At 28.1% G+C, this 16320-nt stretch carries 15 protein-coding genes; 10 read left to right on the forward strand and 5 right to left on the reverse strand.

Going from position 1 to position 16320, the window contains the following annotated elements; translation table 11 throughout:
* Positions 1 to 401 precede the first annotated feature (401 nt).
* Positions 402 to 1241, forward strand: a complete 840-nt coding sequence (locus HMPREF9699_RS10535) for a nucleotidyl transferase AbiEii/AbiGii toxin family protein (protein WP_002664661.1) — start codon at positions 402 to 404, stop codon at positions 1239 to 1241.
* Here HMPREF9699_RS10535 and HMPREF9699_RS10540 read toward each other — a convergent pair.
* Positions 1228 to 2091, reverse strand: coding sequence for a type IV toxin-antitoxin system AbiEi family antitoxin domain-containing protein (locus HMPREF9699_RS10540; protein ID WP_002664663.1), 864 nt, complete (start codon positions 2089 to 2091; stop codon positions 1228 to 1230). The two genes, HMPREF9699_RS10535 and HMPREF9699_RS10540, sit on opposite strands and share 14 nt — an antisense overlap.
* 305 nt (positions 2092 to 2396) lie before the next feature.
* Here HMPREF9699_RS10540 and HMPREF9699_RS10545 point away from each other — a divergent pair, with 305 nt between their 5' ends.
* From HMPREF9699_RS10545 to HMPREF9699_RS10555, 3 genes are read left to right on the forward strand one after another with little or no spacing between them, the layout of a single operon-like run.
* A complete protein-coding gene (locus HMPREF9699_RS10545; RefSeq protein ID WP_002664665.1) occupies positions 2397 to 2837 on the forward strand; it encodes a plasmid mobilization protein in 441 nt (146 codons plus the stop codon).
* On the forward strand, positions 2812 to 3696 hold the full coding sequence (locus tag HMPREF9699_RS10550; protein ID WP_002664666.1) for a relaxase/mobilization nuclease domain-containing protein: 885 nt from the start codon (positions 2812 to 2814) through the stop codon (positions 3694 to 3696). Before HMPREF9699_RS10545 ends, HMPREF9699_RS10550 begins: the two co-directional genes overlap by 26 nt.
* Positions 3617 to 4279, forward strand: coding sequence for a hypothetical protein (locus HMPREF9699_RS10555; protein WP_051008226.1), 663 nt, complete (start codon positions 3617 to 3619; stop codon positions 4277 to 4279). Before HMPREF9699_RS10550 ends, HMPREF9699_RS10555 begins: the two co-directional genes overlap by 80 nt.
* 672 nt (positions 4280 to 4951) lie before the next feature.
* On the opposite strand, the gene HMPREF9699_RS10560 is transcribed toward HMPREF9699_RS10555, so the two are convergent.
* Positions 4952 to 6058 (reverse strand): ISAs1 family transposase, encoded by a 1107-nt coding sequence (locus HMPREF9699_RS10560; protein ID WP_002664669.1) that lies wholly within the window; start codon positions 6056 to 6058, stop codon positions 4952 to 4954.
* A 614-nt stretch (positions 6059 to 6672) separates the two neighbouring features.
* Between HMPREF9699_RS10560 and HMPREF9699_RS10565 the strand changes: the two genes are divergently transcribed.
* From HMPREF9699_RS10565 to HMPREF9699_RS10590, 6 genes are all read left to right on the forward strand, one after another.
* Positions 6673 to 8796: an outer membrane beta-barrel family protein gene (locus HMPREF9699_RS10565; protein ID WP_002664671.1), complete on the forward strand. Its 2124-nt coding sequence runs from the start codon at positions 6673 to 6675 to the stop codon at positions 8794 to 8796.
* 12 nt (positions 8797 to 8808) lie between these two features.
* Positions 8809 to 9657 (forward strand): TraB/GumN family protein, encoded by an 849-nt coding sequence (locus tag HMPREF9699_RS10570; RefSeq protein WP_002664673.1) that lies wholly within the window; start codon positions 8809 to 8811, stop codon positions 9655 to 9657.
* Positions 9658 to 9817: 160 nt separating this feature from the next.
* Positions 9818 to 10933 (forward strand): site-2 protease family protein, encoded by a 1116-nt coding sequence (locus HMPREF9699_RS10885; RefSeq protein WP_002664675.1) that lies wholly within the window; start codon positions 9818 to 9820, stop codon positions 10931 to 10933.
* A gap of 8 nt (positions 10934 to 10941) precedes the next feature.
* Entirely contained in the window at positions 10942 to 12060 is a 1119-nt protein-coding gene (locus tag HMPREF9699_RS10580) for a lysophospholipid acyltransferase family protein (RefSeq protein ID WP_002664676.1), read from the forward strand.
* 109 nt (positions 12061 to 12169) lie between these two features.
* The gene (locus HMPREF9699_RS10585) at positions 12170 to 13231 is read left to right on the forward strand and encodes a sensor histidine kinase (RefSeq protein WP_002664679.1); all 1062 of its coding nucleotides are present in this window, start codon (positions 12170 to 12172) and stop codon (positions 13229 to 13231) included.
* Between the two features lie 2 nt (positions 13232 to 13233).
* Positions 13234 to 13941, forward strand: a complete 708-nt coding sequence (locus HMPREF9699_RS10590; RefSeq protein ID WP_002664680.1) for a LytR/AlgR family response regulator transcription factor — start codon at positions 13234 to 13236, stop codon at positions 13939 to 13941.
* Positions 13942 to 14234: 293 nt separating this feature from the next.
* Here the strand turns inward: HMPREF9699_RS10590 and HMPREF9699_RS10595 are convergent, their stop codons facing one another.
* The 3 genes from HMPREF9699_RS10595 to HMPREF9699_RS10605 form a co-directional block, all read right to left on the reverse strand.
* Entirely contained in the window at positions 14235 to 14465 is a 231-nt protein-coding gene (locus HMPREF9699_RS10595; protein ID WP_002664681.1) for a hypothetical protein, read from the reverse strand.
* Between the two features lie 53 nt (positions 14466 to 14518).
* Positions 14519 to 15103 (reverse strand): ParA family protein, encoded by a 585-nt coding sequence (locus HMPREF9699_RS10600; protein ID WP_002664682.1) that lies wholly within the window; start codon positions 15101 to 15103, stop codon positions 14519 to 14521.
* A 72-nt stretch (positions 15104 to 15175) separates the two neighbouring features.
* Positions 15176 to 16120 carry a replication initiation protein gene (locus HMPREF9699_RS10605; protein ID WP_245946154.1) on the reverse strand — a complete coding sequence of 315 codons (945 nt, stop codon included), beginning with the start codon at positions 16118 to 16120 and terminating at the stop codon, positions 15176 to 15178.
* Positions 16121 to 16320 lie beyond the last annotated feature (200 nt).

Here is a 16320-nt window from a genome sequence, read left to right on the forward strand (position 1 = left end):
CTTATAAAAAGTCGTTTTTAACTTATAAAAAGTCGTTTTTAACTTATAAAAAGTCGTTTTTAACTTATAAAAAGTCGTTTTTAACTTTGTAAAACATTGATGATAAATAAGTTATAGCTACTTAAAATAATAAAGTAATAAAATAAAAAATTTATTAAATAACGATTAGTTTTTTTGAAATTTAAAATATTGTTTTTAGGCGAAATTTTGGAGAGAAAAATATATATGCAGGGTGAAAGGAAAACGAAAAAACAGATTAAAGAAAAATAAAGCAACTGGGCGGTTCTATGTTATACATATTAGTGTTGAAAATCAGTATATTGTATTTTTTATTATAAAAAGTAATACAACTTTATAAGTTGATTTTAATATGAAAATTTAATAAAATATCATACTTTTGTATGATGAATTTGGATAAAATAAAAAGATTGACATTAAGAGCACTTATGTCAGATGAGACATTGATGCATAGTTTAGTTCTTAAAGGAGGAAATGCACTTCATTTAGTTTATGAGATTACAAATAGAAGTTCAATAGATATTGATTTTTCCGTAGGAGGGGAATTCAGTCAAGAAGAGTTTAATACAATATCTCATTGGATAGATAAACTGCTTAATAATGTATTCAACAATGAGGGTTTTACTGCTTTTGATGTGAAATTTATAGAGAAACCTAAATCAGGGAGTATTCCAGAGTGGAAAGGTTATTTATTGGAATTTAAAGTGATAGAAAATGAAAAAGTAGATGGAGATATAGCTAAAATGAGAAGAAATGCTATTAAGCTCAATGACCAATCTCCCAAATATACAGTGGATATTAGTGCGTATGAATATGTAGATAGTGCTAAAATAACTGAATTAGATGGGGTTATTTTGAAGGTATATACATTAGAAATGATACTTTTAGAAAAAGTAAGAGCTTTATGTCAGACAATGCCTGAATATAAAGAGATAGTAACTTCTGCAAAACAAAAATATCGTGCCAGAGATATTTATGATATTAATTTGATATATAGCAATAGAAAATTAAACCTAAATAAAGAATTGTTGATTGATATATTTGAAGCTAAACAAGTTCCATTAGGATTGATTAATAATCTTGAAAGTTTAAGAGAATATAATAGAGAAAACTGGGATACGGTTAAAGCTACAATATCAGAGGAAAATAGAGTGGCTTTAAAAGAATATGACTATTATTTTGACAAAATGCTCGAAATAGTAAAACCATTTACAACCCTTTAGGATAATATAATTTCCACTTATCAGAAAATTCTTTATGTAGAATATTATAGGTTAAATAGAAGTTGATATTTATCTGTTTGTGTTCTAAAAATTTTAAATAATCTTTTTCTTCATAACCAGCTTTTTCGAGATAAAATCCAATCACTTGATGATATGGATAAGTATAATTCATTTTTGAGTAATATTCATAAAGTTTGTCTGTATTTAGTAGGTCTTTTGCATTTTCAAAAGCTTCTAAAACTTGTGTTACACCTCCTGCATAAAAAGGTCTTACAGAAATATCGATAAGTGTCCTTTCTAAATCAGAAATTTTATAATGATTACGAAATGACACTATACCTATATTGTTTTGATGTTGAGCATTTATAAAATTGATAGTAAAATTATTGTAAAATCTTTTATTTGATGTTGCTCTTGGTGGCTTACTAAAAGCTCGGTCTATATTTTCTTGAACTAATTCAAGACTATTGGATTGAACTAATGAGGGTCTTTCTAATGTGAGATAAATTTGTTTTGGGATTTGTAGTGTAAGATTATGAATATGTAGAGCAGAATAAAAACTGAAGTAAGATTTTCTTGATCGTATTGAAGCAATGTCAAAAATATCAATATTGATATTAGGTAAGAGGTAAATAAATGATGATGTATCATCTAATATTACTTTTTCTTGGATGATAATTTTATTTTTAATTAGGAACTCTTTAATTTCATTTGGTGTAATAGACATTAAGCCCCAAATATTGTTTATTTGAGAAAGTAAATTTTTGAATTCCATCTTGCTTAATACAGGATATTCTATTTTGTTTATAATTTCTTTAATTAAAGATATTTTATTGGATAATTTACTCAAATTTGGAGGTTGTTTTTAGGAATATATTTCATATATGAAATATATTCCAAGCAAAGTTATAGAAAATAATTGACAAAATCAAGAAATTTCTCTAAAAGTTTTCTACTTTTTTAAGGTATATAAGTATAATTAATATCTTTGTGAGGATGAAGGAGGTGAAAGGTGGTTAGAACATCGGTCAAGAAGTGAGAAAAGTCAGTCGAAACCTTATAGGTTTTCGTCTTCCTAATCTCCTTCTTGCCCTCGCTCCCTAATGGTCGCAGGGTCTTTGCGTACGCTGAAATAAATTGAAAAAAAGTACAATAATGGAAGATATATTTAATGAATTAGAAGAAAGTTTTTTGAGTGAAATTGAGCAAGAATTTGAAGCAAAAACTTTGGCAGAAAAGAGAAGGGAATGGGGAGCCTTAGGAGGTCGCCCCTCTGCTATTGGTGAAAAACGAGATATTAGAAAAAGCGTTCGTTATTCTCCTACCGAGTGGGAAGATGTAGAGTATAAAGCAAGAGAATTTGGCGTCAATCCCTCTGATTATATTCGTAGGTGTAGTTTGGGTAAGCGGATGCCAGATCCTGAACGAAATTTGACTCTTACCAAATCAGCTATTAATTTTAAAAGATTGAGTAATGCTTTGCGAATGGGAATTTTTAATGAAGTAGAAAGAGAGCGGTTTCTTGGTGAGTTAGAGGAAGTGATAATTTTGATTAAAAATGAGCTAAAAAATGGTAACGAAAGCCAAATCAGTTAAAGGGAGTTTATCAGCGGCTCATTATAAAGAGAAAGGAGAAAAAAACGCAGTTTTCCTCTGTCAAAATCAAATGGAGGCAATAGATTATAAAGAGCGGTATGAGGAGATGAAGTTATTAACTACTCTTTATAAGGGTAGAGGAGGACAAAAACCTTTTATTGAGCAAGTCATATCTCCATCTATTCCATTGAGTGATGAAGAGTTGAGGGAGTTGGCTTTTGAATATGCTCATAGAATGGGTTTTGAAAATCACCAATGGTATGCGGTGGCTCATCGTAATACCAAGCATTCTCATATTCATTTAATTACTAATAGAGTTGGATTTGATGGAAAGTTAATGTCGGATAGTTTCATTGGGGATAGGAGTGGAAAGGTAGCGGAGCAGATAGCCAAGAAAAGAGGTTGGCAACAGATAAGAGGAGACCAAAATAAAGCACGAAGGTTAGCAATATCCAAGATGGTTCATTCTATTTTTGAGTGTTCTAGTTCTTGGAGAGAGGCTAAAGAAAAGGCGAAAGAGTTAGGTGTTTATTTAAAGCCCCAAGAGCGTGGAGGAGAGGTTATCGGACTTAGAATAATGCCTAATTTGGAGGAAGGAAAAGAAGAGGAAAATAGCAAGATTAAAGAGTATAATCAAAATTATTATGGTTATACATTAACGGAGTTACAAGATGATATTTCTAATTCTGAAAATGGATATAAGTTATCAGAATTAGATAGAAAATTGAAAGTAAAAGATTTAAATAAGCTACTGATAAATAACCAAATAAAAATAGACTATGAAAGAAGAAGAGAAGAAACCGCAAAACAAGGGGACGATACTGAAAGAGGCGTTAGAAAAAATTATTTCCGACGCTAAGGAGACTTATAAGGACTCGACGAAGAAAAATGAGGAGATATTAGAATATTTAAAGGCTAATATAGAAACTATTCATAGGTCTGAAATGGCTATTGATGAAGTGGTTCGTAATTTAGTAGCTTTTAATAATAAAACTCTGATTGACACCGATAGGGAAGTAGAGCGTATTAAAGTAGGGCTAAATCATTTTAGGGAAGAATTTATTGGGGAGACGGAAAGAAGAGTAAAAGAGGTAATACCTGAAATACCTTCTGAAATAGTTCTTCAAACAAGACTGCATTCAAGTGATAAATTGTCAGTAGATAATTTGAATAAGCGATTAAATATCTCTAAATATAGTGTATATATGTTTGTAGCGGGAGTTGTATCAATGCTTGTTGCAATTTATTTTTCTTTTAAAAGTCATTCTAAATCTTTGCAACAGGTTAAAATGGAGCATATAAAGGAGCTTGAAGCTAGTGGAATGATTTTGATAAAAAAAGAAAGCTATGACCTATGTGGAGATGTCATCAGATGGCTAAAAAATAATCCTAAAAAAGATGAAGAATTTAGAAATTGGACGGAAAAAAATAAAAGAGAGTGATTGTGGAGTTATTGGAAATAGATAGAAAGTTTAATTTGAAAATTAATGCTTTTGCTCTCTTTTATAAAAATTTTTGCCTTCGTGTTGAAGACAAAGTCTCTCGCTTAGCGAGAGATTTTTATTAAAAAAAATATTTAACAAACAGAGTTATTTATCAGAATGTTAAGTGTGAAAAAATAGTCCTTTTTTATGATTATTTCTTTTAAGTACTTTGTGATTAAGTATAAAGATGTGTTATGAAAAATGAAGATTTACATTTTTTTGATGGGTTGAATTTCTTACTTGTGAAAAGAGAATAAAAATATAGACCTAAACAAAGAAATAAAATTAAATATTTTAGAGCCTGTTTAAATTTATATAGTTAAAATGTTTGTTGCTTTATTTTTGAGTGAAATAAGGCAAATTTTCAAAGAATAGTATAACCTATTGTTTTAAAATTTAACGAAATTGTAGCCAAAAAGAAACATAAACAAATAATTAGATAAATTTTAAACAGGCTCTTAATATAAATAATTATTTGGTATTGTTGATTTAGTATATTTATCAGAAATATTTGAATTTTCAAATTAATGATAATCAGCAAAATAAAATAATCCAATTTTATCAATAACTATATATATTTAACAATACCAATTATTTATATGTTGAACATTATAACGATGGATGTATAGGCTAAACGCATGAAAAATTTTGGATAATATCTTTTAAGTAATCTGTATTGTAGGCAGCTTTGAGTCTTCGTTTCTTTAAGCTTAATTTATCTTTTTGATTTTTAATCATTTGTAAGGCTAATTTCCGCAGAGCAGATAGGTTTTCCGCCGAAAATCCCGCTCTGGCTCGGCACGAATCCTCCCGAAATGTTACATCCAAATGCCAATGCAGTTTATTCTCAATCCCCCAATGCCCACGAACTAATTCATTGAAATAAGCCGCCGATAAGCCCTCTTCACTGCTGATATAATATCTCGTTTCTTTCTGAATATCAGTACCTAAATGCCTTTCGGATTCAATTTGAATCAAGGTTTTCAATCCCGCCCAAACCGATAAATTTTCGTCAAGCAACACATCTTTCGCCTGTAAAATACGGCATTTACGAGTTTCAAATCGAGACGAAGAATATTCCCATTCTTCTGAAAAACAATCACTTGACCTGGCTTTAAATCCGCAGACCACATCCTCAAATAATTCTGATTGATTCGATTTTAAAGACAGTAAATAATGCCCTTTTTTAGCCATAATTAAAGATGCTATTTCTTTCTGACAGTCCATCGCATCAATGCTAACTACCGAATTTTCAATATCTAAACTATTGATGATTTCAGGAATAGCCGTTATTTCATTGGATTTCTCTGCTACTTTTTTCTGTCCGATGCAAAGTTCGTTTTCGCTCACCCAAGCATTTACAATGTAAAGCCCTGTATTTCCACGACTTCTAGGATTTACTCCTTTAATTTTCTTTCCATCAATACAAATTTGTTTTTCGCCAAGTGTGTCCAAAATAGCTTTACCACAATCCATTAAGCATTTGTTTAAAACACTAGTATCCAGTGAACTAAAAACTCGATTAAAGGTGTCGTGGGAGGGTACTCCGTTGGGAAGCTTACAATATTCACGCACAAAATCAGGGTGATTTTCAGCAAATAATACCATATCTTCGTAGTCTTCGCCGTTGCTCAAATAGGTGAAAAGCCCAATGAGAAGTATGTCAGAAAGAAGATGATTGCATTTGTTTACCATACGAAAATCCTCAATGTCAGAAAAATAACTCACTAAATCCATAAAAACAAAAATATTAAATTTCGTGCGTTTGACCTAATGGATGTAGGAATGTTGTTGTATATAATATTCTTATTGTTAGTGGAGTTTGGTAGTATTGATTTAGAATTTAAACTACCATTTTTACGATTAAGATTAAAAAAAGAGAAGTCCAAAAAACAAAAAATGAGGTCTTAGTACTTTGAAAATCTAAATCCTATCTATACACTTGTTTCCGAAATGAATACATATTAGGGAACAAGTGTTTGTGGTTTATAGTATTTTAAAATATAGCTATGTCATATTGTGTGATAAATGTGAGTTTTTTTAGCTTGAGTACAGATGGAATACAGTATATAGAATGATGTTTTATTATTAGGGAATGGATGCTATTAGTATTTATGTTGATTTAAATTTTTATCATAATTGATTAATACAAAATATAATTATGAGTTCTGCGGAGAGCTTGTAGATGGATTAATAAAAATAAAGAGTTTAGAGATTGTACAGAAAAAAGAGCTGTGAAATAGATAATATCATTTTAAAACAAGTTTATACATATAGAAAAAGAGTGTTTAAATAATATTTTTTCAAAAAAATAAGATTTATAAGAAGTTTGCAGCATCAAAATGAACGATATGAAGCAAATAAAAATAACAATAGCATTTTTACTTATTTCGTTTGGGGGTATGGTATATGCTCAGGAAAAAGAAAAGAGCATTGAAGAAGTTATTTTGAAAGGTAATAAAGAGTATATTGTTCAAAAGGTAGATAAGATAAGTATTAATGTAAATCAGAATGTGATTGCATCAACAAGTAATGCGTATGATATTCTTTTGCAATCGCCTGGAATTGTTGAACAAGGAGAAACGCTTAGCTTTCGTTCAAAATCAGTTACGGTATTGATTAATGGTAGATTATCTAATCTTAGAGGGGAGGAACTGAAAAATTATCTTTCTTCAATGCAAGGAAGTACTATCGATAAGATAGAAATCCTACAAAATCCATCATCTAAATATGATGCGATAGGAGGTGTGGTAATTAATATTAAACTGTTAAAAAATAGAAAAAGTGGATTGAATGGCTCTATTACAAACAGAACAGCTATAGGAAGTAATATTAGCAATTTTCCTGCACTAAACTTAAATTATAAGAATAAAGGACTGAATATATCTACAAGTTATAGTTATGAAAATTCAGATAGGTATCAGAACACGGAAATAAATCAAAATCTATCTTCTGAATTAAAGCTATATCAAGATGAAAAAATAGATATAAAAAAGAATAATCATCAGTATAATGTTTCGGTAGATTATGATTTTAATGAGAGGAATTCTGTTGGAGTATTTTTAAGGGGAATGAATAATAACCATAAAATAAGTTCTCTGAACAAAATAATATTGAATGATATAGCAACATCTAATCTATCACAAGTAGAAAGTAATGGAAAAATAAATATTCAGAATCCAGCAGTTAATGTATATTATAAATCGGTATTAGATTCACTGAATAGAAAATTAAATATTAATGCGGATTATTTTGAATATACAAAAGGTCAGCAATATAATTTTGAAAATACAGGTGTATCAAATATAGGTTTGCTAAGAAATACAGTCAGTTCGTTAAATAAAGTATATTCAGTATCAGCTGATGTAGAATATCCATCAGAAATAGGGAAATTTGATTTTGGAGTAAAAGGTTTATTTACAAAAACGGATAATGATATACTTTGGCAAGATAATATTTCAAACCAATGGCAAACTAATTTAGGTAAGACTAATCGGTTTATATATAAAGAAAATATATTGGCAGGTTATGTTTCTTGGGATAAATATTGGGGAGACCATTGGCAAGTAAACTTAGGGCTAAGGGGTGAATATACTTATAGTCAAGGAATATTAATAGGAGGAAAAACTAATGATAGAAGTTATTTTAACTTATTTCCAAGTGTTAGTATTCAATATCTTAAAAATATAAAGAATGTATTTAATTTAAGCTATAGAAAGAGTATTCAGAGATTTGGATTTGAGGTAGTTAATCCATTTGTGAGATACCAAAGTGATTACTTTTACTATCAAGGTAATCCTAATATACGCCCACAGATAGACCATTCTATAAACTTAACTTATACATATAATCAGAATTTAACAATAGGAATAAGTGAAACGCATTCTGTTGATGCTTTAGGTCCTTTATATGTAAGAGATGGTAATACAACGATAAATACTTACACTAATTTTAAAAGCTCCGATTTTTACTATGCATATGTGAGCTGGACAAAGAGGTTTTTCAATATTTGGACGAGTAATTTAGTTGGAGGAGTAGGTGGTTATAAATTTAATACATCAACAGATAACTATAAATCTGATAAAACTAATGATACTTGGGCGTATCAGTTACAGAGTATTAATCAGTTTTCTTTTAAGAAAGGTTGGTCAGCTGATTTTAATTTGATTTACCAAAGTGATATAGCGTTTGGAATTTTTAAACAGAAAGGATATTTATCTTCAAATATTGGAGTAGCAAAACGAATATTGGACAATAGAGCAAATATAAAATTATCAATTTCAGATATATTTAATACAATAAAAATAGATAGAATAGTAGATTATAATGGAGTTGAACTAAATCAAAATAGAAAACAAGAAAGTAGATTTGTTTCATTGGCTTTTACATATAAGTTTGGTGAGGGAAATTCGAAATCAAAGAGAAAAACAGATACAATAGAAGAATTAGAAAATAGAACAAAAGTAGAACAATAATATATATATGTTATGAAAGCGTTATCATTAGCTACATTGTTATTATCAAGTATTTCTTTTTCACAATCATCAATGATATATAAAGTGGAAAAAGAAAATCAGAACCCTTCATATATTTATTTTAATACAACCACTTGTGGAGATAATCAATATTTGAAGAGATTAGAAAAAGATGTCATACCTAATGTGAGTGCAATATCAGTAGAAACTAATTTGAACTCAAATAAGAATAAAGCTATTCTTCAAAATTTCATACAAGTAACAGATAAAGAACAGAAGATAAAGGGAATTCTTTCTGCGTCGGATTATCAAAAGTTAGTAAGGTATATACAAGAAAAAATGGGAGCAAATGAACAGATGGTAAATATGTTTAAACCTTTCTATGTGAATGCTGTTCTTGGGGCATTGGATAATCCTTGTGGAGCAGTAAGAGGAGAGAATATTAACGAAATACTATATAAGTATGCAGAGAAAAAATCATTTTCTTATACGGAAATATTAACTGTTTCGGAGTATGTAACATTGATGGATGCTCAAGATAAGAATTATTGGAATAAAAATATATCTTATAGTTTGAATAAATCAGATGAGATAAAAGATGCAGTAAAGCAAAAGAATGAAACTTATGATAATGGAGATATGGTAGGGTTAAAAAATATTTATACTAAATACCCATATTTTATTGAAAAAAATACCGATAAGTTTTTGAAAGATTATTTGGAGGTAGTCGTGCCTAAAATTGAAAAACAGACAGCAGAAAAACCTACATTATTTACAATAGGGGTAGAATATATAGTAAATGGAAAGCAAAATATTTTGGAGGTTTTAAAGAGTAAAGGATATAAATTAACGGAAATATAAATTATATAAAGATGAATAAAATAGCTATAGAAGAGTTAGAAAAAAGATTAGAAACTGCTGAAATGGCAGGTGCAAGTTGCAAAATTATTATTGTAGTAGACTTGTAATCAAACTCCACAAAAGGCAGGAAATAATCCTGCCTTTTTTAAAAAAAATAAATATGATGAATTATAAGGTAATAAAAACAAAAGAAATTCCCCCTAGGTACATATTAGAAAGTGGAGAGAAGCTATTCTCTATTAATGATGTATTGTTTGATATATTAACGGAGTATAATCTATGTGGTGATTACGATAGAATTAGTAAGAGAATAAATGATAAATATAAAGATGATTCTCTTACGGATGGTAAATTTATAGAAGACTCTATTAGAGATGTTCAGAATCTTATTGATAAAAATGAAAAAGAAGGAGGAAACTATATAAAGAATAGAGTAAAAATAATGAGGGGAGAAATGGCGAATAGAGTATATAATATTTTATCATTTTTATTTGATAAGAGCTTATTTACTTTGTGTAGTGTATTGTTTTCACTTATAACCTTTTTATTTTTTTATATCAATGATATAGGGATTTATGAAAGCTATGAAATTATTTATGATAATTTTAGTGTTGAAAATGTAATAGTTTTATATCTGTTTTTCCTAGTGGTAATATTTTTACACGAGATGGGACACGCAGCAGCAACATATTCATTTGGTGAGCAACCAAAAGAAATCGGTTTTGGAATGTATTTTATATTTCCAGTATTATATACGGATACAACTAATATTTGGAAATTGAAAAAAAAAGAAAGAATTATAGTTAATTTAGGAGGAATATATATTCAGCTGATTATTAATATAATTCTTGTGATGTTGTACTATATATTGAATAATAATTTAGTGCTTATTTTAATTATTTCAAATACTATAAGTATTATTACATCTCTTAATCCTTTTTTTAGATATGATGGATATTGGATATATAGTGATTTATTTCAAATATCCAATTTGAAGAATAAAACATCAGAGTTGACTAGAATATTATTTTTTTCACCTCATAGAATGAAAGAGGTTGTGCATCAGAAACCATTGTTGATTTATTCAATATTAAACCTTGTATTTTGGATATTTGTTACAATTTATTTATTTATATACATATACAGTAGTGCAGGAGAGATTCAGAATATTATTCATAGTAAGGACTGGATATCTATATCTTCAATTAGATTATTGTCATCAATAATATTTGTTTGTATAGGAGTATTTAATTTAGTTAAGACGATTAAAAATTAATAAAATATATGAAAGCTGATTATTTTAATAGAATAGATACGATATATTCACAAGTAGGATATAAAATAAGAGATAATGCTTACTATGACGGAGTTATTGAGAGTAGTCAATATAATTTAATGAGTGGCAGTTTATTTAAAATGTTGCCAAAATTGAGATACGAAGAACATTATGATGTTTTTAATGGGATACAGCTTCATAATGCTTTGACACAATTTGAGCAGACAAGGGGAGATATTATGGATTATGTAACAGTGGAAAACTTATCCCAAGAAACACTAAAACTATTGAAGGGAAAACCTTGTATAGTTTCAACATTTCACTTTGGGTCGTATAGAATTTTGAATAAATATTTAGTAGAAAATAATATTTCCTATACGGCAATAGCTCCAAAATCAATTATTGAAAGTGAACGAGAATGCTTTGAAAAAAATATGTTTATAAAAGGAGATGCTAAGTTTATTGAGCTTGAATCCCCTAATATTGCTTTTCAAATTTTAAGAGAGTTAAAATTAGGAAGAAGTGTTTTTGTTTATCTTGATGGTTTTAGAGGGAATCTTACTAAGATTTCAGATGAGTGTTCTATTGTGAATTTCTTGGGACAGAAATTATATGTAAAGAAGGGTATCATCCAATTAGCAAGTATAGCAAATGTTCCTCTAATTACATCTTTATCTTACAGAAAATCAAAAGATGATGTGAGATTGTATTTTTTTAATCCTATTCAAGATGATAAAAGTAAAGATAGAGAAAGGTTTGTACAAGATACATTAGAAAATATATATAATCAATTTTCATATTTTGTAGAGCAATATCCAGAGCAATGGGAGGCTTGGATGTATTTATATAAGCAAATAGTTATAGAAACTAATACACAAGAATATGAAAAAAAAGAAATTATAGATTTTAAAAATGTACAATTATATTTTAATAGTAAGCGATTTGGGATTTTTAAAGTATTGGATGAAAATTTCTTATTTGATAGATATAATTTTATGTCTTATAGTATAGATGGAAGCTTATACAAATCTTTACAGAGAGCTTTGAAGGATGAAGTGCATAAAGTTAGCAACATAGATAGCCTTCTGATAGAAGAATTATATTATAACAATATTTTAGTAGCATAAGTGATGAAAACGATATATTATGAGTATCCGAAGGAAATTAGAGAGAAAGATGTAGTTGCAATTAGGTATAAATTAGTTAATTTTGTACCCTATCAAAAGGGTATAAGTATTGAAAGATAGATATGAATATACAAGAAATAAAGTCATTTTACATATTATTGGTTGGGTAATATATGTAATTTATCTGTATAGTCTTAATTTGTTAACATCAAACGATATAAGTATACTTTCTGTGGTTTTACCACTGATTCCTTTTATAGGGATGTTTTATGCCTTTTTATATTTATTTAGAAAATTCAATGATAACAAAATAGGAGGTATTTTTTGTATAGTATTACTATTGTTATTTTTTATAATGATAGCGTATGGATTAATACGATATATATTTCCTTATTTAGGTTTGTACTTATTAGTAGATGGGTTTAATTTACAATCATTTATTCAGGAAATTATTAGATATTTTATTCAATTTTTCATTTACGCACTATTGTTTTTTATTGTAGAAGAGCTTTTAAGAAAAGAAAGAAAAGTCTTGGAATTAGAAAAAGAAAAATATATTTTAGAATTAAAGCAACTTGAAATTCAAAAAGAAAAGTTGCAGTACCAGTATGCTTTTTTAAGAGCTCAAATAAATCCTCATTTTCTGTATAATACACTAAATGTATTGTATTCACAAGCTTTACCTATATCGGATGATTTGGCAAATAATATCATGAAAGTTAGTGATTTAATGAGGTATTCTTTGGACAACATAGAGTTAGAGAATATGAGTATTCCTATACATAAAGAGATAGAACATTTAGATATTTTACTTTCCATTTATAAATTAAGATACTCTAATGAAATTTATGTTAATAAGAATATTAAAGGAGAAGATAAGTATCATTATGTACCGCCTTTATCTTTAATAACAATTGTAGAAAACGCTTTTAAATATGGAGTTATATCGGATGCTAATAATCCAATGTTGATCGATATTATATTTGAAGAAAATGCACTCTTATTTATTTGTAAAAATAAAAAAAGAAAGAGTATATCGAATGCGGTTTCTCATAATATAGGTTTGTCTAATTTAGAAAAACGATTGAATTTTGCATTTGAAAATAAATATCAAATAGATATAGATAATACCGAAGATTTTTATACCTTTAAGCTAAAAATATATAAATAGTTATGGTAAAATGTATTGTTATAGATGATGAGCAACCTGCAATAGATATTATGATACATCACATTGGTAAAGTTCCAGAATTACAATTAATTGGAACCTATCTAAATCCGATAGAGGGACTCAAAGCTATAAAAAAAGAGAAACCAGATTTAGTTTTTTTAGATATTCAGATGAATGAAATGACAGGATTGGAAGTGATGAGTATCTTAGATGATAAAGTAAAAGTGATTTTATGTACAGCTTTTTCAGAATACGCTGTAGAGGGATTTAATAATGATGCGGTAGATTATTTGTTGAAACCTATTTCTTTTGAAAGATTTACAAAGGCTATAAAAAAGGTAGTAGCAACTTTAGCACAAGATAATATTAATTTAATACAAGAAAAAGACTACATATATACAAAGACAGAGCAAAAAGGTAAATTTATAAAAATTCATTTTCAAGATATAGATTATGTGGAAGCGATGGGGAATTATATCGCTATAAATAGAGGAAAAGAAAAGGTGATGATTTACTATACTATGAGAGATATAGAACAAACTCTTCCTAGAGATCTGTTTATGAGGATACATAAGTCTTATATAGTTTCGTTATCTAGTATTTTAATGATAGAGAATGGGTTTGTTGTATTGAAAAATGGGGCAAAAATTTCTATAGGTTCAAATTATAAAAGTGATTTTATGCAGAGAATTAAAAAGGATATATTGTAGTTCTGTAATAGTTTTTTTGTTACATATTTTATCACTTTGCTATCTAGTATAGAGGTTTTTTCATATATTGAAGCTATCTCGACTTATTTGATAACAATAATCATTAACAAGTAAAGAAAATTAAGTATAATAATCTTTTTATTAAAAATCTATAAATGGGATTATGAGAAATGTTTAGCCCAATGAATTTCATTATTTTTTGATACTTTATCGATGTTTTAAACTTTGGCGAACTGCTTTGAAATAGTGAGAATTGAGTAAAATAAAAAGTCAAGATGAGTTCATTGAGAGTTCTACTTAAAATACATCTCATCAATAGCAGAATTTATTAATTCTTTTAGGGTAGTTTTTCTTTCTGCGGACATTTTTTTTAGCTCGATGAGTTTGTGTTCTTCGATGTAAATATAAGTTCCTTTTGTTACAGGTTTTACTATTCCGCTTTTTTCGTTTTGCATAGGAGTTTGAGTATTGCTTTTTGCTTTATTGATTAACTCAAACATATTTTCTTTTGTATTTTTTTTCATTGCTATAATTATAGTTTTATAGTATTATATTTTTATATCTTTATAGTTTTAAATCAGTTCGCTAAAATGCTTAAAACTTCGATTAATAGGTCGTTTATTTGAGATTGAGCCTTTGCATCATCTACACCATTTGTAGCGAGAGAACGAGTAAAAGCAACTAAATCTGATATATTGGTATTAGCTGTTTTGATAGAAATATTTTCAAGGCTTTCTTTCATTTCGTCGGTTAGTTTTGTATTTGGTTTTACCATATTGAGAACGATAATGGCTTTGTTTCCTTTGTTATCATTTTCTATTATTTCAATAGTTTTTGTTATAGCCATAAAATCTGCCAAACCTACTTTTGTTGGAATAATGATAGCATCCATAAATTTAAGAAGTTTGGGAAGTTCATTGGTAAGATATGGAGGAGTATCTATAAATACAAAATCATAGTCAGATGATTTTAGGCTTTCTAAATCTTTATTTATATAGATAGGAATTTCGGATAAGTTTTTCAGGCTGGCTAATGTTCCTTGCGGGTCTAAATCGCAAATTGCAACTTTTGATTGTGTGTTAAGAACACAGGCAAGATTAAATGTCAGAGTAGATTTTCCTACTCCGCCTTTTTGATGCGTTGATAAAATAAATTTCGGCATTGCTATAATAATATATTTATAGTTTTATATTTTTATAGCAAAAATAAGAATACTTATTTGTATTACAAAATATTAATTATCTGTTTTTCTAGGTAGTTTTCCCATATTCTGAAATACACCTACTAGATAAGCAACACTATTATCTATCTTTATTTTTCCTTGTCTTACACTATTGTTAAGGTTCTTTATTATTTCGTCCCATTCGGTTAGTGTTGTGTTTCCAATTATCATATTGGCTTGGCTTTCTGATAATCCATAGTGCATTATGGTGGATTTGAATTTTTGTTTTTCAACGGATAATTCAAAATTAATAGGATTATCAAAATTAAACTCTAATTGTTTGAATTGTCTATTTTGGAAATGAAGAGTAACCCAATGATATGAACGCCCACGCTTTTTTAAATCATAATCAAAATCTAAATCTGTAAATTGATTAATTTGTTCTTTGGCAATATCTAAAACTTTCTTTTTGAAATCTGATAATCTTTCATACTGTTCATTTCCTTTCTTGTCTATTAGCCCAAGCATTCTCTTTAATTCCTTTATCTCAAATCTTTTACTCCCAACAGAACGCCACTGACAAGCGATGCTATATAGTCTTTTCGCATATTTTGAAGAGCAACCTAAAACAGATTTTAATTGCATTACTGTAAAGTTGTTTTTTAATTCAAAGAAATAAGGAAGTGCAAAATCATTTAAAACAATTTCAAAAACACCATTTCCTTTTAAATATTTTACTTTTGAAAATAGCCAAAGTTGTTCGTAAGTATCAGCTGTTTCTATTTCAAACATTCTAGAACCTATAAGTTCTGTAGACTTGATTAATTGTTGATAGTTCCAACTTCTTCCAGTAATTTGCTCAATTTCTTTTGCAGAGATTGTATATTCTCTTTTTCCTTTTTCAAGACAAGATAAAACCATAAATAAAATATCAAGCATACAGGCAGAATAATCATATCGCCCAGATGTGATAGCATTATGTTGCATAATCATTTTATCCTCTTGATTGATGTCCATTAGTTCCATAAATTTTGGCTGTTTTTGCAAATATACAAAAAACGACAAATATAAAAAACAGTCTTTTTAAAAGGTCGTATCACGCTTATAAAAAGTCGTTTTTAACTTATAAAAAGTCGTTTTTAACTTATAAAAAGTCGTTTTTAACTTATAAAAAGTCGTTTTTAACTTATAAAAAGTCGTTTTTAACTTTGTAAAAC

This window comes from Bergeyella zoohelcum ATCC 43767 (assembly GCF_000301075.1).
In the GTDB taxonomy this organism is placed as follows: Bacteria; Bacteroidota; Bacteroidia; order Flavobacteriales; family Weeksellaceae; genus Bergeyella; species Bergeyella zoohelcum.